At 64.3% G+C, this 20,199-nt stretch carries 19 protein-coding genes and 1 pseudogene; 8 read left to right on the plus strand and 12 right to left on the minus strand.

Annotation, left to right across the window (positions count from 1 at the left end):
• The 3 genes and pseudogenes from AC0L3H_RS29250 to AC0L3H_RS29260 form a co-directional block, all read right to left on the minus strand.
• Nucleotides 1-81: pseudogene (locus tag AC0L3H_RS29250) on the minus strand (cobalamin-binding protein); the annotation flags it as partial.
• A gap of 96 nt (nucleotides 82-177) precedes the next feature.
• Nucleotides 178-1,827 (minus strand): ABC transporter substrate-binding protein, encoded by a 1,650-nt coding sequence (locus tag AC0L3H_RS29255; RefSeq protein WP_473521652.1) that lies wholly within the window; start codon nucleotides 1,825-1,827, stop codon nucleotides 178-180.
• Between the two features lie 42 nt (nucleotides 1,828-1,869).
• Nucleotides 1,870-3,420, minus strand: coding sequence for a trimethylamine methyltransferase family protein (locus tag AC0L3H_RS29260; RefSeq protein WP_473587784.1), 1,551 nt, complete (start codon nucleotides 3,418-3,420; stop codon nucleotides 1,870-1,872).
• A 92-nt stretch (nucleotides 3,421-3,512) separates the two neighbouring features.
• Between AC0L3H_RS29260 and AC0L3H_RS29265 the strand changes: the two genes are divergently transcribed.
• Entirely contained in the window at nucleotides 3,513-4,415 is a 903-nt protein-coding gene (locus AC0L3H_RS29265; protein ID WP_473587785.1) for a LysR substrate-binding domain-containing protein, read from the plus strand.
• 15 nt (nucleotides 4,416-4,430) lie between these two features.
• Here AC0L3H_RS29265 and AC0L3H_RS29270 read toward each other — a convergent pair whose 3' ends face one another.
• Nucleotides 4,431-5,423 carry a zinc-dependent alcohol dehydrogenase family protein gene (locus tag AC0L3H_RS29270; RefSeq protein ID WP_473587786.1) on the minus strand — a complete coding sequence of 331 codons (993 nt, stop codon included), beginning with the start codon at nucleotides 5,421-5,423 and terminating at the stop codon, nucleotides 4,431-4,433.
• Nucleotides 5,424-5,526: 103 nt separating this feature from the next.
• Between AC0L3H_RS29270 and AC0L3H_RS29275 the strand changes: the two genes are divergently transcribed.
• Nucleotides 5,527-6,429: a LysR family transcriptional regulator gene (locus AC0L3H_RS29275; protein ID WP_473587787.1), complete on the plus strand. Its 903-nt coding sequence runs from the start codon at nucleotides 5,527-5,529 to the stop codon at nucleotides 6,427-6,429.
• A gap of 80 nt (nucleotides 6,430-6,509) precedes the next feature.
• On the plus strand, nucleotides 6,510-8,399 hold the full coding sequence (gene mutL / locus AC0L3H_RS29280; protein WP_473587788.1) for a DNA mismatch repair endonuclease MutL: 1,890 nt from the start codon (nucleotides 6,510-6,512) through the stop codon (nucleotides 8,397-8,399).
• A gap of 206 nt (nucleotides 8,400-8,605) precedes the next feature.
• Here mutL and AC0L3H_RS29285 read toward each other — a convergent pair whose 3' ends face one another.
• Nucleotides 8,606-9,499: a DMT family transporter gene (locus tag AC0L3H_RS29285; protein WP_473587789.1), complete on the minus strand. Its 894-nt coding sequence runs from the start codon at nucleotides 9,497-9,499 to the stop codon at nucleotides 8,606-8,608.
• 89 nt (nucleotides 9,500-9,588) lie between these two features.
• Between AC0L3H_RS29285 and AC0L3H_RS29290 the strand changes: the two genes are divergently transcribed.
• Together AC0L3H_RS29290 and AC0L3H_RS29295 are read left to right on the plus strand one after the other, a co-directional pair.
• Nucleotides 9,589-10,515: a LysR substrate-binding domain-containing protein gene (locus tag AC0L3H_RS29290; RefSeq protein WP_128247848.1), complete on the plus strand. Its 927-nt coding sequence runs from the start codon at nucleotides 9,589-9,591 to the stop codon at nucleotides 10,513-10,515.
• Between the two features lie 143 nt (nucleotides 10,516-10,658).
• Complete coding sequence (locus tag AC0L3H_RS29295; protein WP_027153867.1) at nucleotides 10,659-10,892, plus strand: DUF2093 domain-containing protein; 234 nt, start codon at nucleotides 10,659-10,661, stop codon at nucleotides 10,890-10,892.
• A 242-nt stretch (nucleotides 10,893-11,134) separates the two neighbouring features.
• Here the strand turns inward: AC0L3H_RS29295 and lpxK are convergent, their stop codons facing one another.
• From lpxK to AC0L3H_RS29325, 6 genes are all read right to left on the minus strand, one after another.
• Nucleotides 11,135-12,163 carry a tetraacyldisaccharide 4'-kinase gene (gene lpxK, locus AC0L3H_RS29300; RefSeq protein WP_473587790.1) on the minus strand — a complete coding sequence of 343 codons (1,029 nt, stop codon included), beginning with the start codon at nucleotides 12,161-12,163 and terminating at the stop codon, nucleotides 11,135-11,137.
• Between the two features lies 1 nt (nucleotide 12,164).
• Nucleotides 12,165-13,481, minus strand: coding sequence for a lipid IV(A) 3-deoxy-D-manno-octulosonic acid transferase (waaA, locus tag AC0L3H_RS29305; RefSeq protein WP_473587791.1), 1,317 nt, complete (start codon nucleotides 13,479-13,481; stop codon nucleotides 12,165-12,167).
• Entirely contained in the window at nucleotides 13,478-14,266 is a 789-nt protein-coding gene (locus tag AC0L3H_RS29310; protein WP_473587792.1) for a lysophospholipid acyltransferase family protein, read from the minus strand. Before AC0L3H_RS29310 ends, waaA begins: the two co-directional genes overlap by 4 nt.
• A 5-nt stretch (nucleotides 14,267-14,271) precedes the next feature.
• Nucleotides 14,272-14,517 (minus strand): DUF4170 domain-containing protein, encoded by a 246-nt coding sequence (locus AC0L3H_RS29315; protein WP_023802307.1) that lies wholly within the window; start codon nucleotides 14,515-14,517, stop codon nucleotides 14,272-14,274.
• Nucleotides 14,518-14,593: 76 nt separating this feature from the next.
• The gene (locus AC0L3H_RS29320; protein ID WP_473587793.1) at nucleotides 14,594-15,403 is read right to left on the minus strand and encodes a 3'(2'),5'-bisphosphate nucleotidase CysQ; all 810 of its coding nucleotides are present in this window, start codon (nucleotides 15,401-15,403) and stop codon (nucleotides 14,594-14,596) included.
• Nucleotides 15,390-16,733, minus strand: coding sequence for a TldD/PmbA family protein (locus AC0L3H_RS29325; protein WP_473587794.1), 1,344 nt, complete (start codon nucleotides 16,731-16,733; stop codon nucleotides 15,390-15,392). The genes AC0L3H_RS29320 and AC0L3H_RS29325 overlap by 14 nt, the downstream gene beginning before the upstream one ends.
• Nucleotides 16,734-17,089: 356 nt before the next feature.
• Between AC0L3H_RS29325 and AC0L3H_RS29330 the strand changes: the two genes are divergently transcribed.
• From AC0L3H_RS29330 to AC0L3H_RS29340, 3 genes are read left to right on the plus strand one after another with little or no spacing between them, the layout of a single operon-like run.
• The gene (locus tag AC0L3H_RS29330; RefSeq protein WP_473587795.1) at nucleotides 17,090-18,145 is read left to right on the plus strand and encodes a glycosyltransferase family 2 protein; all 1,056 of its coding nucleotides are present in this window, start codon (nucleotides 17,090-17,092) and stop codon (nucleotides 18,143-18,145) included.
• Nucleotides 18,120-18,806 (plus strand): class I SAM-dependent methyltransferase, encoded by a 687-nt coding sequence (locus AC0L3H_RS29335; protein WP_473494978.1) that lies wholly within the window; start codon nucleotides 18,120-18,122, stop codon nucleotides 18,804-18,806. Before AC0L3H_RS29330 ends, AC0L3H_RS29335 begins: the two co-directional genes overlap by 26 nt.
• A complete protein-coding gene (locus AC0L3H_RS29340; RefSeq protein ID WP_473587796.1) occupies nucleotides 18,799-19,239 on the plus strand; it encodes a GtrA family protein in 441 nt (146 codons plus the stop codon). The genes AC0L3H_RS29335 and AC0L3H_RS29340 overlap by 8 nt, the downstream gene beginning before the upstream one ends.
• Nucleotides 19,240-19,261: 22 nt before the next feature.
• Here the strand turns inward: AC0L3H_RS29340 and AC0L3H_RS29345 are convergent, their stop codons facing one another.
• Nucleotides 19,262-20,098: a GNAT family N-acetyltransferase gene (locus tag AC0L3H_RS29345; protein ID WP_473587797.1), complete on the minus strand. Its 837-nt coding sequence runs from the start codon at nucleotides 20,096-20,098 to the stop codon at nucleotides 19,262-19,264.
• Nucleotides 20,099-20,199: the final 101 nt, after the last annotated feature.

Genomic DNA, 20,199 nt, shown 5'->3' on the forward strand with positions numbered 1-20,199 from the left:
CCCGTCATAAAGGTCGTCGTGCATCTGCTGCACGAGTTCGTCGTCGGAAAGCTCGGAAAGGATGATCTCGTCGTCGGACATGTTTGACGCACTCACTGATTTCAATGGCTTGCGGTCCGCCGGCACCTGTTTTCTGCAACGGGTGCCGGCGGGTCATTGCCAGCCTTGGGAGCTAACTCAGGCGTCCAGCCAGACGTTCTGAAGATCCATCTCGAAAGTCTGGTGGACCGCGTAGTTCTTCACCTTCTTGTTCATGTGGCTGTACAGCTTCTGCCAGAACGGCTGAATGATGACGCCCGAATCCTGCAGGATCTGCTCGACGTCCTTCATGACCTCGCGGCGCTTCTCCACGTCGATGAGTGAGAGGGCCTGCTTGAGCTTGGCGTCGAAATCAGGATTCGAATACGCCGTCTCATTCCAGGCCTCGCCGGTGCGATAGCCGAGCGCCAACACCTGAACGCCGAGCGGGCGCATGTACCAGATGGTCATGGAATAGGGGTATTTCGTCCAGTCGTTCCAGAAGGTCGACCCCGGCAGCACCGTGCGCTTCACCTTGATCCCGGCATCGCGCAGCTGGCCGGCAATCGCGTCGCCGGTGTTCTTTTGCCAATCGTCCTCGACGGTGATCAGTTCATGCTCGAAATCGGCCTGTCCGGCCTCGGCCATCAGCTTCTTGGCGCCGGCCGCATCGCGTGTCTTCTTGGGCAGCGGAAAATATTCCGGATGGATCGGGCTGACGTGGTGGTTTTCACCTGGGGTGCCGCGCCCGGCGTAGCCAAGTTCGAGCACCGCATTGTTGTCGACGGCCATTTGCAGGGCGTTGCGTACCCGCTGGTCATCATAAGGCTTGTGCGTGATGTTGGTGCGGGCAACGAGCGTGGTTGCTGTCGCGACCTCCGATTTCACCAGATCCATCTGGTCGAGGATGTCGATGAAGTCGGCGGGCGTCTCGAAATTGACGTCGATTTCCTCGGATTCGAATGCATTCACCGAGGCGTTGAAGTCGGTGCCGTAGTCGATGAATTCGACGCTGTCGAGCGGCGCTTCACCGCCCCACCATTTGCCATTCTCGCGACGCTTGACGACCGCGTTCTGGCCGACCGAATAAGACACAAGCTCGAAAGGCCCTGTGCCGATCGGCTTGGCGAGCGGATCGGCGCCATCGGCATCGAATTTGCGGTGGACGACGAGCGCTGGATAGTCGGTGAAGTTCGGGATCAGCGAGATATCAGGTTCGTTCAGCGTCAGCTTGACCGTGTTGTCGTCGACCTTGGTGATCGCCCCGTCCCTGGCCTTGCCGGTTTTGACGTCGATCAGCGCACCGACGCGCGCGGCCATCGAATTGCCGGCGGCATCCTTCTCGCACCAGCGCGTCAGATTGTAGACCACGTCGTCGGCGTTGAAGGCGTCGCCATTGTTCCAGGTGACGCCCTTGCGCAGATGCAGCACGTATTCGGTGGCGTCGTCGTTGACGTCCCAGCTCTCGAGCAGGACCGGCTCGAAAGTGAATTCGCGGGTGTAGCGGACAAGCGGCTCGAGCCAGCAGCGCGAAATGTTTGCAAGTTCGACCCAGTCGTAAGTACGCGGATCCTTCTGCGCCTTTACCGACATCGATACGCGCAGCGTTCCGCCTTTCTTGGGCTCTTCGGCCAAAGCCCGTCCCGGCACCGCAAGACCGATCATAGCGTAGGCAAGGGCAGTCGATGCCCCGAACGCGCTTGCCAGCGCCAGAAACTCGCGCCGGTCCATCCGGCCTGAGCGGGCTTCTTCAGCCATCGCCTCGATAACGCTGGGGACACGATCACCGTTGTTTCTGAAGAGTGCCATTATTTCCTCCCTTATGGTTGCCTTTGGGTCTTCGCCCGTGGATTAACTAACGCTGTCCGGCAGCTTCTCCTCGCGCAGCGCGATCAAATCTTTGAGACCATCGGCGATGCCGTCATCGAGCTTCGGCTCCTCATAATCGGCGAGCATGTTGCGCGCTTTCTCGCGGCCGCGCGTGTCGTGGTCCTTTGCCCCTTCAGCCTTCCACTGTTCGTAGGAATTGAAGTCCATGATGCTGGGCATGAAGAAGGCGGACTGGAAATGCTCGAGCGTGTGCTGGGTGCCGAGAAAATGGCCCTGCGGCCCGACCTCGCGGATCGCCGCCATCGCTTCCTTGAAATCGTCGAACGGCAGGCCGCCGGCATATTTGTACCAGCCGACAAGCTGTTCGCAGTCCGTCGCGAATTTTGAATAGCCGCAGGTCAGGCCGGCCTCGAGCCATCCGGCGGCGTGCCAGATGTAGTTGGCGCCGGCAAGGATGGCGGCATGCATCAGCATGTTCGCCTCGTAGCCTGCCTGGGCGTCGTTGAGTTTCGACCCGACATGGAAGCCCGACGTGCGCCATGGCAGCCGGTATTTCCGCGCCAGTGCTCCCATCAAATACATCATCTGGGCGGCCTCGGGCGTGCCGCCCATCGGCGCGCCGGTCTTCATGTCGACCGTGACCATGAACTGTCCGTAGATCTGCGGTGAACCCGGACGCAGCAGTTGCGTGAAGGCGACGCCCGCCAGCGCTTCGGCATTGACCTGCGCGACCGCTCCCACCGCCGAGGCCGAAGTCGAGGCGCCGCACAGCGCGAACGGCGCCAGGATCAACGGCTGGTTGTGACGTGCATAGACCTTCATCGCGTCCAGCATGGTGGCGTCCCATACCAGTGGCGAGTTGCAATTGGTGATCGCGACCAACACCGGGTTGTCGCGGACAAAATCCTCGCCGAACACGATGCCCGCCATCGCCATCGTGTCTTCGGCGCGTTCCCTGGATGTCACGATGCCCATGAACGGCTTGTCGGAATGCTTCAGCGCCGAATGAATGATGTGGAGGTGCCGCTTCGGCACCGCAATTTCCATCGGCTCGCAGATGATCGAGCTCGACGAATGCAGCGCCGGCGCCATATAGGCGAGCTTATGAAAATTCTGAAGGTCGGCGAGCGTGCCATAGCGCCTGACGTTGTCGAGGTCGCGCACGTAAGGCGCGCCATACATCGGCACGAAGATGGAATTCTTGCCGCCGACACGGACCGAGCGCTCGGGGTTGCGCGCATTGAGCGTGAACTCCGGCGGGACTTTCGAGACCAGCTCCATCAAGAGCGCGCGGTCAATGCGGACGCGCGTCTCAGAGACATCGGCTCCGGCGGCCTGCCACAGGGCTATGGCCTCGTCGTCGCGGAACTCGCAGCCAACCTCTTCGAGGATCGACAGCGACTCCTGGTGGATCAGCTCGACAGCCTCGTCCGGGACCATCTGGTATGCGGGTATGTTGCGAACCAGCGTCGGAAACGACGCCATCGGAGTTCCCCGCAGCGCCTTGCGGCCCAGGCGGCCGCCACCTCGGCGGCTGGCGTGTTCGGTGACTTCGGCGGCCGGTGCGTTCATGGCAACTCTATCCTCCCAATGACGACCAGCCTAGCGAGAGGAAATATGGCTGTGACGCTGGAAAATCCTGATCACTTGTATAAGCTCAGTTTATGCGAAGCTTGCGCCATCTGCTGCCCTCGGCCGGCAGCCTGATCGTTTTCGAGGCCGCCGGCCGGCTGTCGAGCTTTACCGCCGCCGGGCGGGAGCTCGGCATGACGCAGGCTGCCGTGTCCTATGCTATCCGCGGGCTTGAAGAGCAGCTCGGCGCGAAACTCTTTCAACGCCGCCATCGTCAGGTCAGCCTTACCGAAGCCGGCGAGCGTTTCCACGCCGACGTCTCGCTCGGCCTGTCGCACATCCGCAAGTCGGCGGAGGATTTGCGCCTACAGGCGACCGGCGGCCATGTGACGCTCGCTGCCTCGACCGCCTTCGCCTCTTTCTGGATGATGCCGCGCCTGCAGCAGTTCCGCGACGAACTGCCGGGCATCGACCTGCGCATCCAGACCGCCGACCGCGATCTCGACATCATCGCCGAAGACATTCCCCTCGGCGTTCGTGGCGGCGAACCCCGGGAATGGCGGGACTATCATTCGCTGCCGCTCGCCGATGAGGAAATATTCCCGGTTGCCGGCGCGAGCTATGTGGCGCGGTTCGGACTGCCGGAGAGCGTCGAGGATCTGCCATCGCACCGGCTCATCCATCTCGAAGAGCCGTTTCGCGAAGCCGCGAGCTGGGACGAGTGGTTCGCCTCGGCCGGGGTCGACATCACCGATGCCGGGCGCGGCTTGCGCATCAACGATTATGCGCTGGTGATCCAGGCGGTCATGGAAGGGCAAGGCATCGCACTCGGCTGGGGCCACCTCGCCGAGCGCCTGCTGGCGTCTGGACTGCTGGTGCGTGCGACCGGCCACACGATGACGACCGGCAAGGGCTTTCATGTCATCTGGTCGAGAACCCGCGAGCTCAGCGACAATGCCCGCAAGGTGCGGGACTGGCTGGCGGCGCAGGCGTGAGGCTCCCATTAATGCTCAATCAACCGTCACGACGATCTTGCCGAATTGCTCGTTCGACTCGAGAAAGCGATGCGCTTCGACGATCTGCTCGAAAGGAAAGGTTCTGGCGATTGCCGGCTTTAGCGAACCCGACATCAATCCGTCGAGGATAAACGCCTTGGCAGCTTCCAACTTCACCGGATCGCCAGTGATCTCGTGGACGAGATAGCCGCGCAGCGTCAGCGTCTTGGCCAGCACAGCGAACAGCGGGAACGGCGTCGGCTCGGGGCTCAAGCCGCCATATTCGATGAGAATGCCACCCCGTGCCATCGCCGCCGTCAGAGGTTCGAAAATCGGGCCACCGACTGCGTCGAAAACCACTCGGATGTTGTCCGGACTGGCGATTTCCTTCAGCCGGGCTTCCAGATCTTCGTCCGCTGAAGCGACGACATGGGCCGCCCCGAACTTGAGCAGGGCCTGTCTCTTGGCAGATGTCCGCGTCACCGCGATCGCGGTCGCACCAACGATGTTGGCAATCTGGATCGCGGCAAGTCCGACACTGCTCGATGCCGCGGTAATGACGACAAAGTCGTCTCTGCTGAGCTTGGCAATGTCGATCAGTGCGCCATAGGCGGTGAGATATTGCATCCAGACGGCTGCCGCCTCTTCCCAGGTAAGCGATGGCGGGTGCTTGGCCACGAGATGGGCGGGATATGTGGCAATCTCACCATAGGCGGGCCAGCGGGCCATCGATAATGGCGGCACGACGCTGACGGCGTCACCTGGCGCAAAACCGTGCACGGCTTCGCCGACCGCTTCGACGACACCCGCTGCCTCAAGGCCAAGACCGGAAGGCAACGGCGGCGTCTGGATATAAGTGCCCGAACGCAGCAGCGCCTCGGCCCGGTTGAGACCCAATGCCTTGACCCGGATCTGAATCTCGCCCCGACCGAGCGCGGGAATATCGAAATTCTCGATGCGCAGAACCTCGGGACCACCATGCTCATGAAAGCGAACAACACGTGCCATGCGGCCATACTCCAAAATATTTGAACCGAATATGCTATGCCATCGGCCATCCGGCAGATAAATGCTTGCTTGGGCAAGACAGTAGAAACTGGGAGTTTTGAATATGGATCGCCTTACGAGCATGGCCGTGTTCGTCAAAACCGTCGATCTTGGCTCGTTCGCGGCGACTGCTGCCGCTCTCGATCTGTCCGGACCGATGGTCGGCAAGCATGTCCGATTTCTCGAGGAGCGTCTGGGCGTGCGCCTCATCAACCGGACCACACGCCGCCAGAGCCTGACCGACTTCGGGCGCGCCTACTATGAGCGCTGCCGGATGGTACTCGCTGAAGCCGAAGCTGCGGATGCACTGGCGGCCGATCAACTTTCCGAACCACGCGGAAAGCTGCGCGTCATCATGCCCGTGCACTTCGGCCGGCGCTGCGTTGCCCCGGTGCTGCTGGAGCTTGCGCAGCGATATCCCGCTCTGGAACTCGACCTGTCTTTCAGCGATCCCATCGCCGATCTTGCGGAGGATGGCTGCGATCTTGCCATCCGGACCGGCAATCTGGAGGATCAGGCCGGCGTGATGGCGCGTCGCGTCGCGCGCCAGCGCATGGTCGTCTGCGCGTCCCCATCCTATCTCGAGATGCATGGGCTGCCACGGCAGATAGAGGATCTCGGCAGCCACCAGACCATCATCTACCGCCGTTCGGGCCGTGTCGTTCAACCGTGGTTGTTTCCGCGTGACGGCCAGCCTGCGCTGGAAGTCATGCCGGTCAGCCGGCTGCGGTTCGACGACCTCGCTGCAATCGCCGATGCTGCGGCAGCCGGCATGGGGCTTGCCTGGCTGCCATACTGGCTGGTCCGTGAGCGCATTCAGGCCAGCGCACTTGTCCCGCTGTTGCCGGAACAGCCGGGATTTCTTTACGACGCCTATGCGCTCTGGCTGCACACGCCTCACTTGCCGCTGAAGGTCCGCCTTGCCGTCGACGCGCTGGCAGCGGCACTGCCCAGGCTGATGACGTGAAATGCAGGAGCACGGTGAGCGGCGCGGATTCCTGAATTCGCCCCTCCCGCTTGGGCGACGAATCCGCGTATAGTACCCCCATGCCCATTCGCCAGCTTTCCGAAACGATGATCAACCAGATCGCCGCCGGCGAAGTCATCGAGCGTCCGGCAAGCGTGGTCAAGGAACTGGTCGAGAACGCACTCGATGCCGGCGCTGGGAGAATAGAGATCGTCACCGCCGGCGGTGGGCTGAACCTGATCCGCGTCACTGACGACGGCTCGGGCATCCCGGAAAAGGAACTGCCGCTGGCGATCGCACGCCATTGCACCTCGAAGCTCACTGAGGACATTCACGACATCCGCTCGCTCGGCTTTCGCGGCGAAGCGCTGCCGTCGATCGGCTCGGTGGCGCGGCTGTCGATCCGCTCGCGCACCGCCAACGGCGACAGCGCCGCCGAGATCGGCATCGAGGGCGGGCGCGTGTCCGCCGTCAAGCCGGCGGCCGCCAATCGCGGCACCACGGTCGAGGTGCGCGACCTGTTCTTCGCCACGCCGGCGCGGCTCAAATTCATGAAGGGCGAGCGCGCCGAAAGCTCGGCGACCAGCGACGTGATCAAGCGCATCGCGATCGCTTTCCCGGCCGTGCGCTTCACGCTGGCCGGTTCCGACCGCACGACGCTGGAACTGCCGGCGACCGACGACAGCCCGGAAGGCCGGCTGCGCCGCGTCGCGCAAGTGATGGGCGCCGACTTTCCGGCCAACGCGATCGCCATCGACGCCATGCGCGACGGTGTGCATCTTGCCGGCCACGTGTCGATCCCGTCGTTCAGCCGCGCCAACGCGCTGCAGCAATATGCCTATGTCAACGGCCGGCCGGTGCGCGACAAGCTGATTGCCGGCGCCATCCGCGGCGCCTTCTCCGACGTGCTGCCGCGCGACCGCCATGCGGTGACGGTGCTGTTCCTGACGCTCGATCCGGCCATCGTCGACGTCAATGTCCACCCGGCCAAGGCCGACGTCCGCTTCCGCGATCCGGGGCTGGTGCGCGGGCTGATCGTCGGCGCCATTCGCGAGGCGCTGGCCACTGCCGGCATCCGTGCCGCCACATCAGGGGCGGCCGGCATGATGGCGGCATTCCGGCCAGGCGCAGCATCCTATGCGCATCCAGGACCGGCCAATGGCCATCGCAGCTACGAAGCGGCCTACGGGGCCTCCGGCTTCGCCGGTTTCGATCCGGCCCACTCGCCGCAACGGCCGCTGGATATGGGCTCGGAAGGCTGGGGCCTTGACGATGCAGGATCTGCAAATGGCGGCTTCGGCGAAAACGATCAGGCGGCGTTCGATGCCGGTTCACTTCACAGCGCCGACGCGCGCGCCGGACAAGACGAAGCGGCGGAGACGCTGCTCGGCATGGCGCTGGGTGCCGCACGCGCGCAGGTGCACGAGAACTACATCGTCGCGCAGACCAGGGATTCGCTCGTTATCGTCGACCAGCATGCGGCGCATGAGCGGCTGGTCTACGAGGCACTGAAGAATGCATTGCATTCGCGCGCCGTGCCGTCGCAGATGCTGCTTTTGCCCGAGATCGTCGATCTGCCGGAAGAGGATGCAGAGCGGCTCGCCTTGCATTCCGAAACACTGGCCCGCTTCGGCCTCGCCGTCGAGCGCTTCGGCCCGGGTGCGGTCGCGGTGCGCGAGACGCCGTCGATGCTCGGCGAAACCAATGTCCAGCAGCTGGTGCGCGACCTTGCCGACGAGATCGCCGACAACGACACCGTCGACACGCTGAAAGTGCGGCTGGACAAAATAGCCGCGACCATGGCCTGCCACGGCTCGGTGCGTTCCGGCCGCCTGCTCAAGCCGGAAGAGATGAACGCGCTACTGCGCCAGATGGAGGCGACGCCCGGGGCCGGCACCTGCAACCACGGCCGCCCGACCTATATCGAGCTCAGGCTCGCCGACATTGAGCGACTCTTCGGGCGGCGGTGAAGAGCTCGCAGGGCGCAGCCCCCACCCGGACCTTTGGTCCGACCTCCCCACAAGGGGGAGGTAGGGAGCCCAGCCGTGGACGCCTCGCAAAGAACTTACCCTCCCCCTTGTGGGGAGGGTCGCTGCAAAGCAGCGGGGTGGGGGTCCGAAAAGAGCTGCTGTATAGCGGCTCTTTTCGTGTCAACAGACAGCCCCAACCCTCTGATTCACCGCTTCAAATTCACCACGCCCACGCCGCCGAGCGCCAGCGCGCCACCGAGAATGCCGAGCAGCGTCGGCACCTCGCCCAGCCAGAAGAAGCCGATCAGCGTCGCCACCGGCGAAACCAGATAAAGGAAGTTCGAGGCGCGCGCCGCCGGCAGCCGGGAAAGTGCTGTCGCCCAGGCGGCGTAGGCGATGAGGCTTGGCACGATGCCGAGAAAGACGACGGCGCCGAGACCGGCGGTATCGGCAACTGCCGCCTGCGCCAGGCCGTTCGGCAGGAAGGGCAGCAGACAGAGCGCGCCGAGCACCATGTTCGAGGCCGAAATGGTCAGTGGATGATGGCGGGCAAACAGCGGCTTTTGCACGATGGTGTTGACCGCCGAGCACAGCGCCGAGCCGAGGACCAGCAGCGCGCCATTGTTGAAATGCAACCCTTGCCCCTCGCCCATGGCGATGATGCCGATGCCGGCGAAGGACAGCAATGTGCCGGCCCAGGCCAGGCCCGAGAAGCGTTCGCCAAGCAGCGCCATCGCCATGATCGCGGTGAAGATCGGGCTGACATTGATGATGAAGCCGGCAGCACCCGCCGAGACGGTCAGCTCGCCGAAATTGAGCATCGCCGTATACAGTGCAACGAAGACGGCGCCGCCGAAGGCAAAGCGCCATAATTCATCGAGCCGGGGCAGCGCCGGCCGCTTGACGGCGAGGAAGATCGCCGCCGGCACCGCCGCGATGGCGAAGCGCAGCGCGCCAAGTTCCAGCGGCCCGAAAGCGACGAGGCCGGCACGGATCGCCGGAAAGGCGGAGGCCCAGCCGACCACTGTCAACACCACCGCAATGGCCGCCGTGGTGTCGATCCGCTGTGTCGTATTCAACGTGCCGGTACAAGCGTTCATTTCATTATTCCCGCGTTTCATGCTCTCAACATACAAAGCGCCTTTCCCGATCGGTTGACAAACGACCAAATCGAGGGTCAGCTGTGACTATGGATCACAGCTCAGACGCGATGCTGCCGCTCGAAACCCTGCGCGCCTTCGACGCCGCGGCACGGACGGGCAGCTTTTCGGCCGCTGCCGAAAAACTCAATCTCACCCATGGCGCCGTCAGCCGGCAGATCGCCAAGCTGGAGGACTGGCTCGGGCTGAAAGTGTTCGATCGCGGCGCGCGAGGTGTCTCACTGACGATCGAAGGCAACCGCCTGCATCTGCGCACCACTGAGGCCTTCGCGCTGATATCGAGCAATTCGGACCGCTGGATCGAGCCGCGCGGCACCGCCGTGGTGCGGCTGACCTCGATTCCCTCGGTCAGCGGGCTGTGGCTGATGCCGCGCATGGCGGCGCTGGAAAACAATCCGTCCAGGCTGCGCATCGTGCTCGACGTCGATATCCGCCAGGCAGACCTTGCCGACGAGGGCATCGATCTGTCGATCCGCTGCGGCCGCGGCCGCATCCCCGGCCGCGTCTCGGTGCAGCTGTTCGAGGAACATGTGTTTCCGGTCGCCTCGCCGGACCTCGCCCGCGAGATCGGCCGAGGCGACCCTGCCCGGCTGCTCAAATTCCCGCTGATCAACGATTCCGACGCCTCGGCCTGGCGTGCCTGGTTTGCCGCACAGGACATCGATTACCGCCCGCGTCCGCAGGACCGCCGTTTCGAGGACTACAATCTGGTGCTCGGCGCCGCAGCCCATGGTCTCGGCATCGCGCTGGCGCGGCCGCCGATGACCGAGGATCAACTGAAGTCTGGCCGTATCATCGCCGCCGACGAGCGCGTCGTCCTCAGCCCGATATCCTACTGGCTCGACCGGCCAATCGGGCGTCCGCGCGCCGCCGCAGCCGAGCTTGCCCGGCGCATCGCGGCCCAAGCCGGACTGGCGGCGGAAAAGATCGAGGATTTCATCGCAGCCGAGCAGTAGGATGCGGGGCATCCACTTTGCCGGCCTGCCCGGCTGGTTGCCGTCCGAAACGAAGCCGACTGAAGCCAATCTTGCCTCGCTCGGAGCTTGACCTTGCCGGCATTTTGTGGCGATGACATCGTCATGAACCTTGGCTCCATGTCATGATGAATCGCTTTGAAGGCCCTGGCGGCAAGGAAGCCCGTATCCGCTACCTGGACGGCGACTTCCAGGTGACCAGCCCCGGCGCCTTCGTGCGCTGTGCGGTCACCGGCGAAAGCATCCCGCTCGATGAGCTCAAATACTGGAGCGTCGCCAGGCAGGAGCCCTATGTGAGTGCCGCGGCCTCGCTGCGCCGCGAGATCGAGGCACATCCCGAACTGCGCAGCCGGCGTTAGGGCGGCGCCATCAAAGCCGTTCAGTAGCGATCCTTCGCGCCCCCCTCTGCCCTGCCGGGCATCTCCCCCACTTGGGGGGAGATCGGCAGCTTTAGCGCCCTGCTCATCCTGCGACGTCGGTGATTGGCGAAAGCCGGGGTGACGGCCGATCTCCCTCCTTGTGGGGGAGATGTCCGGCAGGACAGAGGGGGCGCTGTCCCGCCAGCGTCAAACAGCTCTACCAACGACGCAATGCTCCAAGATCAGCCCTGCAGCTTGCGCTGCCGCCAGGCATCCAACGTCTCGTCGATGATGCGTTCGGGCACGTGGTCGGGATCGAACACGGTGTCGATCTCCAGCACATCGAGCTGTCCGAGGAAATCGGCCGACGCGGCATCGTGGCGCAGCCGGGCGGCGTCCTTGGCGGTGGTGATGAGGCCAAGTCCGGCACCTCGCGCTGTCGTTGCCAGTTCGGCCAGTTCGTCCTTGCCATAGAAATGATGGTCAGGAAACGACCGGGCCAGCGCAACCTCGCCGCCGGCCTGACGGACCGTGTCGAAGAATTTGTCGGGATGGCCGATGCCGGCAAAGGCCAGATATCGCTTGCCGGCCAGTCCCGCCTTGCTGGTTGGCCGCGTATGCGCCTCGAAGATCGGCCGACCGGCGCGCGCCGCCTGGCGAACGACGGCATCGGCAGCAAGGCCCTCGCCCATCTTCAGCAGCGCGCTGGTGAAAACCAGTTGGTCGACGATGCCAGCCCTGAGCGGACCGCCGGGAATGACGCGGCCGTTGCCGACGCCGTAGCGTGCGTCGACGACGACCAGCGCATAGTCGATGTGGATGCGCGCGCTCTGGAAACCGTCATCCATGATCAGGAAATCACAGCCATGCTTTTCCAGCAGGAGGCGTGCGCCGGCGGCACGGTTCGGCGTCACTGCGACCGGTGCGTGCGCAGCCAACAGCAGCGGCTCATCGCCGACATGCTTGGCGGCGTCATGGTGCGGATCGACGACATGCGGCCGCGCGAAGGAGCCGCCATGGCCGCGCGACAGGAAACCTGGATTGAGCTGCATGCGCCTGGCTTGCCGGGCCAGTGCGATCGCCACCGGCGTCTTGCCGGTGCCGCCGACGGTGAAGTTGCCGACGCAAAGCACCGGCGCCTCGATCTTCTCGCGCGCCGCTGAGCGCATGCGGCGGCCGGCAACCAGCGCATAGACAGCCGACAGCGGCGCCAGCGCCAGCGCCCGCCAGTCCGGTTGTTCCCACCAGAAGGGGGGCGCTTCGCTGGCCATCTTAACGGCCGTTGGCGCCCTTGAGGCGCGATTTGACGACCAAAGGCTGAATGTAGGGTTCGAGCGACTTCAAGGTGAGCGCCAGGGCGCCGCGCATCTCTTCGACAGTCGCCGCACCGGCGGCCATCATCTCGTGGCGAGCCACCTCGTTGGTCAACAGGAAATTGACGGCGCCGGCCAGCATGTCGCGGTCGCGCACCAGCTTGGCGCCGCCGCTGTCGAGCAGGCGCTGATAGGTCTCGCGAAAATTCTGGACGTTGCGGCCGGCCAGCACCGCCGTGTCGAGCATGGCCGGCTCCAGCGGGTTCTGGCCACCCTCCGAGGTGAGCGAACGGCCAACGAAGGCGATCTCTGTCAGCCGGAGATAAAGCCCCATCTCGCCCATCGTGTCGCCGAGCAGAATGTCCGTATCGGCGATGATCCGGTCGCCCTTGCTGCGCCGAGCGAGTTTCAGGCCCATGCCGGAAATCTGCGCGGCAAGCGCCTCGGCGCGATCGGGATGGCGCGGCACGACGATCGTCAAAAGACCGTGGTGCCGCTTGTGCAGCATCGCGTGAACCTCGGCGGCGACCGCCTCCTCGCCGTCGTGGGTCGAGATCGCCGCCCAGGTCGGGCGGGCGCCGATCTGGCGCTTCAGCGTGTACAGCGCCCTTTCATCGGCCGGCGGCGGCGTGGTGTCGACCTTGAGATTGCCGGATACCGTGACCGGCCGGGCGCCGAGCGAGAGGAAGCGCTCGCCGTCGACATCCGACTGGGCGACAACATGGGCGAGATTCTCGAACAGCGCCTCGGCGATGTTGGCGCGCTTCTTCCAGGATTTGTACGAACGGTCCGACAGCCTGCCATTGACCAGCACCTGCGGCACACGGCGTGCGCCGAGCTCGAGGATGGTCATCGGCCAGATCTCCGATTCGGCGATGATCGCCAGATCCGGCCGCCAATGGTCGAGGAAGCGGCTGACCGCCGGCTTGAGGTCGAGCGGCACGTATTGGTGGATGATGCGGTCGCCGAGCCGTTCCTCGGCAACCTGAGCGGAGGTGACGGTCCCCGTCGTCAGGACGATGTTGACACCGTAATCGAGGATGCTCTCGACCAGCGGCACGACGGCGATCATCTCGCCGACGCTCGCCGCATGGATCCAGATCAGCGGCCCTTCGGGGCGCTCGCGCCCGGCGATGCCATAGCGCTCGCGCCGGCGAATTCGATCCTCCTTGCCTCTGGAGGTGCGCCAGGCGACATAGGGCCCGACCAGGGGATAGGCGGCTGCGCCTGCGAAACGATACGCGGTCAGGAAAGTGCGCGCCCAGCGCTCGCTCATTTTGGGCCATCCACGAGGCGGTAGGCCTCGGCGGTCGCGGCGTTGAGCGCGGCCGTGACCTCCTGGCGCTTGCGTTCCATTTCAGCCTCGTCGGCATTGGCCGGAACGAACACCGGCGCTCCAAGCACGATCGAGGAGCGGCCGAACGGCAGATTGATCGTGGTCTTGTCCCAGCTGCGCTCCAGCACCTTGCGGCGGCTGGTGGCGATGGCGGCGGGCAGGATCGGCCGGCCCGAAAGCCGCGCCAGGAGAACGATGCCAAGCCCGGCGTCGCGCGGCGTGCCATGCGGAATGTCAGCGATCATGGCGACGTTCTTGCCGGTGGCGAGTGACTTTTTCAGGGCGATCAGCGCTTTGGCGCCGCCCTTGTCGCGACGCTTCGAGCCTTCGCGTCCACCCGAGCCGCGCACCGCCTCGATCCCGAATTTCTCGATCATCAGAGCGTTGAGCTCGGCGTCGGCGCTACGCGACACCATGGCGACCACTGGCCGTCCCCCGGGATAGTAGGCCGGTGTCAGAAGATGCTGGCCGTGCCACAGGGCGATGATGGCGGGTTCGAACTGCGAATAGGCGCCGCCCGACATCTGCGCCGATCCGTCGACAGCACGGTTGGTCAGGCGGACAAGGCGAACGAACTGCGCAAACAGGCTGGCGATGGCGTTCTTGACGAATCGCGATTGCGCCAGCGGTTCGCGTATCTTGCGCCAGAATGTCTTGGGGGTGCCACCGCGACGCCGCCTTGCCGCGGACCTCGTGGCCGGCCGTTTCACGCCTTCATGATCCATCCATGTCAACCGGCAGGCTTGTTTTCGGGGTCGAGCAACCGGTGCAGGTGAACGACGAAATAACGCATGTGGGCATTGTCCACGCTGGCTTGGGCCTTGGCTTTCCACGCCGTTTGCGCGGATTGATAATCCGGATAGATGCCGACGATATCGAGCGTCTCGAGATCACGGAATTCTGTTCCGCCAAGCGTCTTCAGTTCGCCGCCGAACACCAGGTGCAAAAGCTGCTTCTTGCCGTCTTCCGCGGTCATGTCGGTCCTTCACATATCGTGAGTTTGTGACAGGTCTAGACCAAAGCCGCCGACTTTGGAACCATTGATGACATGTTCAATCGTCCAGCCCTGCGACGACGGCGGAGAGGACGGCGAGCAGTTCGCCGCTGCCGGCGACCAGCGCGCCGTGCTGGATCACTTCGCCGGCATAGCGCGGTGCGCGGCCCTTCTGGTCGAGCAACGCGCCGCCGGCCTCGCGCAGGATGAGATCCGCCGCGGCGATGTCCCAGTCATGTGCGCTGGGTTTGACGAATGTCGCGTCGAGCCGGCCATTGGCGACCATCGCCAGCCGGTAGGCGAGCGAGGGAATATAGGGCACGCGGCTCAGCCGGCCCTGCCATTGCGCCGGCATCAGGGCGATCAATGGCTTCGGCCCGCCAATTTCGACCATCGCTGCCGGGCGGCGCACGGCAATGCGCCGGCCATTCAGGAATGCCCCCTCACCGGGCAGCGCCCAATAGGTCTCCTCCGTGGCGGGACATTCGAGCACGCCGGCAAGCGTGCGGCCGTCCTCGACCACCGCGACGCTGACGCACCAGGAGCGCAGGCCTTCGAGGAAGCCGCGCGTGCCGTCGATCGGATCGACGACGAAGGTGCGGCGGGCGGCAAGCCTTGCCGGATCGTCGGCCGTCTCCTCCGACAGCCAGCCATAGTCCGGCCGCGCTGCAAGCAAGGTTTGACGCAGAAAGGCGTCGGCGGCGTGATCGGCCTCGCTCACCGGTGAGGTGCCGCCCTTCATCCACACTTGCGGATTGTTGCCGAAATAGCGCATGGCGATGGCGCCCGCCTCGCGGGCAGCGTCGCGCAGCAGCGGCAGATCCTCACGAGCCCCGGCGGCGGAGGCGACCTGGTCAAGCTCCGGCAAGGGTCATGCCTTCGATCAGCAGCGTTGGTGCGGCGGTGCCGAAATTGCGATCGAGATCGCTCGCCGGAACCATGTTGAGGAACATCGTCTTCAGGTTCGAGGCGATGGTCACTTCCGCAACCGGATAGGCGAGCTCGCCATTCTCGATCCAGAAGCCGGAAGCGCCGCGACTGTACTCGCCAGTCACCATGTCGACGCCCTGGCCGAACACTTCGGTGACGTAAAAACCTGATTTGAGCGACTTGATGAGGTCCTCGGGCGTCCGGTCGCCCGGCTCGATGGCAAGATTGGTCGATGACGGCGAGACCGAGGAGCCGTTGCGCGAGCCGCGCCCGTTGGTGGTCAGCCCCAATTCCCGCGCGACTGAGGTCGACAGGAACCAGTGGTTCAAAACGCCCTTCTCAACCATAAGCAGCTTTTCACCCTCGATGCCTTCGCCGTCGAACGGACGCGACGCCTGGCCACGGAGCCGGAGCGGCTCGTCGGTGACGGTGATCGCGGCCGCCGCCACCTGCTTGCCCATCATATCGCGCAGAAAGCTGGTCTTGCGCGCGACGGAGGCGCCATTGATGGCGCCGGCGAGATGGCCGGCAATGCCGCGGGCGACGCGCGGGTCGAACACCACATCGACCGGCCCGGTCGCCGCCTTGCGCGCGCCGATGCGCCGCGCCGCGCGTTCGCCGGCCTTGCGGCCGATGTCCTCGGGCGCGTCGAGATCGGAGAAATGCTGGCGCGAGGAGTATTCATAGTCGCGCTCCATGCCGGTGCCCTCGCCGGCGATGACGCTGGTCGAGCGCGAAAAGCGCGAGGCGACATAGTGGCCGACAAAGCCGTGCGAGGTGGCGAGCACCAGCCCGCCAAGCCCGGCGCTGGCGCCGCTGCCGGCCGAATTGGTAACGCCCTTGACGGCAAGGGCCGCCGCTTCCGCGGCCAGCGCCGCTTCCTTCAACTGGTCGGCCGAGACTTCCGTCGGATCGAACAGATCGAGGTCGCGCGGCTTCTTGACCAGCAAGGCCGGATCGGCGAGGCCCTGATAGGGATCTTCCGGCGAGACTTTCGCCATTGCCACGGCGCGCTCGGCTAGCGCTTTCGGATCGGAGGCAGCGGTTGCCGAGACGCTCGTCACCCGCTTGCCGACGAAGACGCGCAGCGAGACATCCTCGCTCTCGGACGCCTCGGTGCCCTCGACCTTGCCAAGCCGCACCGACACGCCGGTCGAACGGCCGCGCACCGCAACCGCGTCGGCGGCGTCGGCGCCGGCCCGTTTGGCAGCCTCGACCAGGGCCGCGACCCGGTCGGTCAATTTCGCTGAGTCCAGCGTATCGGTCATGCGCATAGTCCTGTTTTTCCGCCTGACATAAGGGGCGGCCGCTCCGCACCATCTATTGTTCTGATGTGGCTTGTGCAATGGCAGAAGTGGCAAGCGGGGTAGATCGGCCAGCAGACACCCGGTTTTGGGCGGCATGATCGAAGCGGGTCCTCAAAGGTTGCTTCGCGGCGGTTTGGGAGGGGCGATAGCCCATTGACGCCGTGCTCCGACCACAAGTGGACGTTCGATTGCGGTAACGCCTGTGTTCCTTTCCACGCATGATCGGCACCTGGCCGAAACCGCTAAATTTAGCGATTTCTTGTATGTCCTTGGAACTTTGTAGCTTTCGTTCCATTTTCAATGGCATGCGAGACCCTGTGATCCAAAGCATCAGGACTGCGGTGAACGTGTCGCCGCCGCGGTACTCGCTGGTCCTTCCCATATACAATGAAGAACAGGTGCTGCCGCGACTGATCGAGCGGATCCGTTCGCTGATCGGCCGGCTGGACGGCGAGACTGAGGCGATCTTCGTCGATGACGGCAGCCTCGATGGGAGCGTCGAATACCTTCGCAACGTCGTCGCCGTCGAGCCGCGCTTCCGGCTGATCGAGCTTTCCCGCAATTTCGGCCATCAGGTCGCCATCACCGCCGGCATGGATGCGGCTGCGGGTGATGCCGTCATCGTCATGGATGCCGACCTGCAAGACCCGCCGGAGGTGGTCCTCGATCTGGTGGCGAAGTGGAAGGAAGGCTTCGAGATCGTCTATGCCCGCCGTGTCAAGCGTGAGGGCGAATCCTGGTTCAAGCGCCTGACGGCGAGTCTCTTCTACCGCCTGCTGGAGAAGATGACGTCGGTCGACATCCCCCGCGACGTCGGCGATTTTCGCCTGGTCGGGCGCAAGGCTCTGGAAACCTTCAAGCAAATGCCCGAACACGACCGTTTCGTCAGGGGCATGTTCGCCTGGATGGGGTTCAAGCAGACGGCGGTGCCTTTCGAACGCCCGGCGCGGACCCTCGGCCAGACCAAATACCCATTCTGGAAGATGATGCACCTTGCCGTTCACGGCATCGTAAGCTTCTCCGAGAAGCCGCTGCGCATGGCGCTGTGGGGCGGATTGGCGATCTCCGCGCTTGCGGTGTTGTTCGGCATTTACGCCATCTTCGCCTGGATTTTTGAAACCGGCATCATTGCCGGCTGGACATCCACCGTGGTGATCGTGTCGCTGCTTTGCGGCATCAATCTTTTCATGACCGGCGTGGTTGGGCTCTATGTCGGCGGCATCCACGCCGAGGTGAAACGCCGTCCGCTTTACGTGATCGATCGGGTCGCCGGCTTCGACAAGGCGATGCGTGCCGCCAGTGAGAGCCGTCGACCGTTTCGAAAACCCAGGAACGGAGCCTCGGCTGATGGCCGAACTCTTCGACAGCTATAAATCGAACTATGGCGAGGCGGTCGCAGGATCCATCCGGTTTTCCGGACTCAGGCACGACTTTTTTCTGATCGCCAAGGCCGACCTGCTGCGGCGTCTCGCCATCGAGCGTGGGCTTCGACAGGGCGGGGTGCGGGCGCTGGATATCGGCTGCGGCGTCGGGTCGCTCCACCCTTATCTCGAAGGCGCGTTCGAGAGCCTGGATGGCTGCGACGTCTCGGAACAATCGATCCTGCGCGCCGGCCAGGACAATCCGTGTGTGACCTACAGGGCCTGCACGACGCCGCGCCTGCCTTATGGCGACGGCGCGTTCGATCTGGCTTTCGCCAGTTGCGTCGTCCATCACGTTCCGCCCGCCTCCTGGCTCGATTTCTTCCGGGAAATGCGGCGCGTCGTGCGGCCGGGCGGCGTCGCCTGCATCATCGAGCACAACCCTTATAATCCGCTGACGCGTCTCGCGGTGTTGCGGTGTCCGTTCGACCAGGACGCGGTCCTGCTCAACGCCGCCAAAGCAAGATCGCTTTTTCAGGAGACGGGTTTTCAGGATATCCGATCCGAGCACTTCCTGCTGCTGCCGTCGGCCAGGTCCTTCGCCAGACGACTCGAGCGCCTGCTCGCGCCTCTGCCGCTCGGGGCCCAGTATGCGTGCAGCGCGCATGTCTGAGGACCGTTCGACTGCCGGTGCCGGGCTGAAGCTGCTGGCGCGCTTCGGGTTGGTCGGCATCGCCGCGACAATCCTGTATGCTGCCCTGGCTATCGGTTTGGTCGAATCGAAATGGATCGGCCTTTCGCCGGTCCAGGCGTCGCTCGCGGCTTACGCCGCGGCTGCCGTGTTTTCATATTTCGCCCATAAATCGGTAACCTTCATGTCGAATGGACCGCATCGATCGGAAGCCGCGCGTTTTCTCCTGCTGACGGCGACAGGCTTTGCCGTGGCTTACGCAGCGCCGGCGCTCTTGACGGCGAAACTCGGCCTGCCGCCGATCATTGCCATTCTGGTTACATGCCTGCTTGTTCCGGCGGTCAATCTTCTCATGCTCGACCGATGGGTTTTTGCGCAGCGAGGACCCGGCGAGCACGGCGACCGCTCCACCTGATCCATGGCCTTCTGAGTTCGCCTCAGCCGAGGGCCTGGCTGACCAGGGCAAAGATGCGTGGGTTCGTGGAACCCGGGATATTGCTTGCGCCCCGAAGCATGGCAAGCGGCCCGCCCACATGGGCGAGCCCCAATTCTTCGAGCCAAGGTGAAAGGCCGGCGTCTTCAGGGATGTCGATGCGCACGAAGCGGCCCTGCATTCCCGAGAGAATGAACGCGATCAGGGCTCTCGCCTGATCGCGATCCTCCGCCACGACCGGTCCGACGACCTCGCCCCTGCCGAATGCCCTCACGGCCGCGAAGGCCTCGATGCCGTCCTCGTTGGTGATGGCCGCAAACCGTCCCTCGCCCGCCAACGCGTTCATGAGCGCGGCGCGATCCGCACCGAAGGCGGCGCGATCGAGCACGGTGAGTGTCGGAAGGTGCTCGGACCCGATCCATTCCACGGCCGGAGGCGCACTGATCTGCCCGACGGTGCCCTGGTGCTGCCGAACATCGTGCGTCGCGACAAAACCCAGCTTTTCATAAAGAGGCAGTCCGTCGGCCGTGGCGGTAAGGCGGCACTCGCGGTCGCCGGCCTGCTCGAGCGCGGTGGTGGTCAGCCGCCGTCCCAGCCCGCGACCACGCATTGCCTCAGCGACGATGATGGTGTTGAGAGTTGCGCAGGTTCTTCCGAAAGGGGTCATGAAGGCGGTTCCCACCACCCTGCCGCCATCCAACGCGACCTGACCTTCGCTCAGGGACCAGATCATGGCCCAGCCTTCCTTCCGGTGCGGCCAGCCGGCCGCTCGCGACAGGTCCGTCGCTTCCTCAAGATGGTGCGCTTCAAAAGGTTCGAATGTGACGGACTGGGTGTTCATGAGCACCAGGACTGTTGGAGTGGGAAGACTGACAGGACGATAGAACCGCCTCTTCCGCGCCACCCGCCGAATGCCGGCGAGATTCGGTGCAAAATGCCAAA

Source organism: Mesorhizobium sp. WSM4816, assembly GCF_055811535.1.

Excerpts from the sequence above, each read along its gene's own strand:
- AC0L3H_RS29255 (WP_473521652.1), bottom strand. The coding sequence starts at position 1,827 with ATGGCACTCTTCAGAAACAACGGTGATCGTGTCCCCAGCGTTATCGAG.
- AC0L3H_RS29260 (WP_473587784.1), bottom strand. The coding sequence starts at position 3,420 with ATGAACGCACCGGCCGCCGAAGTCACCGAACACGCCAGCCGCCGAGGT.
- AC0L3H_RS29265 (WP_473587785.1), top strand. The coding sequence starts at position 3,513 with ATGCGAAGCTTGCGCCATCTGCTGCCCTCGGCCGGCAGCCTGATCGTT.
- AC0L3H_RS29270 (WP_473587786.1), bottom strand. The coding sequence starts at position 5,423 with ATGGCACGTGTTGTTCGCTTTCATGAGCATGGTGGTCCCGAGGTTCTG.
- AC0L3H_RS29275 (WP_473587787.1), top strand. The coding sequence starts at position 5,527 with ATGGATCGCCTTACGAGCATGGCCGTGTTCGTCAAAACCGTCGATCTT.
- mutL (WP_473587788.1), top strand. The coding sequence starts at position 6,510 with ATGCCCATTCGCCAGCTTTCCGAAACGATGATCAACCAGATCGCCGCC.
- AC0L3H_RS29285 (WP_473587789.1), bottom strand. The coding sequence starts at position 9,499 with ATGAACGCTTGTACCGGCACGTTGAATACGACACAGCGGATCGACACC.
- AC0L3H_RS29290 (WP_128247848.1), top strand. The coding sequence starts at position 9,589 with ATGGATCACAGCTCAGACGCGATGCTGCCGCTCGAAACCCTGCGCGCC.
- AC0L3H_RS29295 (WP_027153867.1), top strand. The coding sequence starts at position 10,659 with ATGATGAATCGCTTTGAAGGCCCTGGCGGCAAGGAAGCCCGTATCCGC.
- lpxK (WP_473587790.1), bottom strand. The coding sequence starts at position 12,163 with ATGGCCAGCGAAGCGCCCCCCTTCTGGTGGGAACAACCGGACTGGCGG.
- waaA (WP_473587791.1), bottom strand. The coding sequence starts at position 13,481 with ATGAGCGAGCGCTGGGCGCGCACTTTCCTGACCGCGTATCGTTTCGCA.
- AC0L3H_RS29310 (WP_473587792.1), bottom strand. The coding sequence starts at position 14,266 with ATGGATCATGAAGGCGTGAAACGGCCGGCCACGAGGTCCGCGGCAAGG.
- AC0L3H_RS29315 (WP_023802307.1), bottom strand. The coding sequence starts at position 14,517 with ATGACCGCGGAAGACGGCAAGAAGCAGCTTTTGCACCTGGTGTTCGGC.
- AC0L3H_RS29325 (WP_473587794.1), bottom strand. The coding sequence starts at position 16,733 with ATGACCGATACGCTGGACTCAGCGAAATTGACCGACCGGGTCGCGGCC.
- AC0L3H_RS29335 (WP_473494978.1), top strand. The coding sequence starts at position 18,120 with ATGGCCGAACTCTTCGACAGCTATAAATCGAACTATGGCGAGGCGGTC.
- AC0L3H_RS29340 (WP_473587796.1), top strand. The coding sequence starts at position 18,799 with ATGTCTGAGGACCGTTCGACTGCCGGTGCCGGGCTGAAGCTGCTGGCG.
- AC0L3H_RS29345 (WP_473587797.1), bottom strand. The coding sequence starts at position 20,098 with ATGAACACCCAGTCCGTCACATTCGAACCTTTTGAAGCGCACCATCTT.